This is a genomic window from Prevotella sp. C0026C3 (assembly GCF_056590795.1).
Genome location: NZ_JBWPWW010000047.1, coordinates 1 through 1404 on the forward strand (window position 1 = coordinate 1; position 1404 = coordinate 1404).

Consider the following 1404-nt stretch of genomic DNA (forward strand, 5'->3'; position numbering starts at 1 on the left):
AGGTGGGTCTCATTATTTTAACCTTACTGGGTCTAAAATACTTGCCAGCGTGGGTCAAATTAGTGTGGCTTTTCCAGATGTATCCAAGATACTCAAAGTAGAACAAAAGACCATCTACAACTGGGTGTGGGCAGGGAAGATTCCTTATCTCAAAGCTAACGGACGATTGCTTTTCCTTCGGGAAGAGATAGATGAAATGTTGCGTAAACGAGATGGCTGGTAGCAGCAGACGACATACTGATGTGTTAGATTTTGGCAGTATATTTGTTTTATTGCCAAAATCTAACTATCTTTGTACCGGACCATTAGTGATAGCAGAATGAATGTCAGTAATATAATTGTAGATTTTGCAAACACCAACAAGGAATTCAGAACGAATGACTTGTCTGAGTATCTTTCTGGGAAGATTGAACTTTCCAAGAAGATGTTGTCTTGGCACTTACGCAAGTTGCTGGACGAAAAAAAAATATTCAGAATAAGCAAAGGAGTGTATACAACAATCCCTAAAGCCATTTTCCGTCCTGTTCCTAATGCTCGCTCCATTCGATTGTATAAGAAATTAAAGGTGGAATATCCCTTATTGGACTTTTGTGTTTATAACGGCGAAATACTGTCAGACTTGCAGCATCACCTGTCGTACAACAACAATATCTATATAGAAACGGAGCGCGATGCCACTGAAACCATTTTCCACTTTGTACAGGATATGTACGAACGCAGTTTCCTTTCGCCAAAGGAGGATATTATGTCCGATTATATCCGGTTGGACAAAAGTTCCTTTATTGTGAAGCCTCTTGTTTCAGAATCGCCCATACAGGAAGTAAACGGCATAAATGTACCAAGAATTGAGAAACTCTTGGTTGATATCCAATGTGACAGGGATTTCTTCTACTTGCAAGGTCAAGAGTCCTTGTACATGATGCAGAATGCCTTTACCAACTATAATGTAAATATTGGCATGTTACGGCGATATGCGTCACGGCGCAATATTAAACCGCAAATAGAAAAATATATCAAGGAATTTGTATGATCAAGAAAGAATGTATGACGACCGAGTGGATAAAATCCATTTCTGTGCGTAACAAGTATAAAGACCTGAATCTGATAGAGAAAGTTATCAGGGCAATGTCGCTGTTGGAGATGCTGAAATTGTCAGGTTGCTCTTTCTGTTTCAAGGGCGGTTCGGCTCTGATGCTTATTTTGGGTGAGTCCGCTCACCGACTATCCATCGACATTGACATTATCTGCCCACCCGGGACGGATATTGAGCCATATTTGAAAGATATAGAAAAGTTCGGCTTCATATCTAAGACCCTTGATGAGCGGCAGCTGGAAAAGCCACACTAATTTGACCCACGCTGGCAAGTATTTTAGACCCAGTAAGGTTAAAATAATGAGACCCAC

Annotated in this window: 2 protein-coding genes and 1 pseudogene; all 3 read left to right on the top strand. The window is 40.5% G+C overall.

From position 1 onward, the window contains the following. On the top strand, positions 1 to 223 hold a 223-nt coding region (locus AC1EK4_RS11905), incomplete at its 5' end, for a helix-turn-helix domain-containing protein (RefSeq protein WP_480358409.1). Positions 224 to 319: 96 nt separating this feature from the next. Next, the gene (locus AC1EK4_RS11910) at positions 320 to 1030 is read left to right on the top strand and encodes a DUF6577 family protein (RefSeq protein ID WP_480358411.1); all 711 of its coding nucleotides are present in this window, start codon (positions 320 to 322) and stop codon (positions 1028 to 1030) included. Next, positions 1027 to 1329 (top strand): annotated as a pseudogene (locus AC1EK4_RS11915) (nucleotidyl transferase AbiEii/AbiGii toxin family protein); the annotation flags it as partial. The gene AC1EK4_RS11910 and the pseudogene AC1EK4_RS11915, both read left to right, overlap by 4 nt. Between the last annotated feature and the right edge of the window lie 75 nt (positions 1330 to 1404).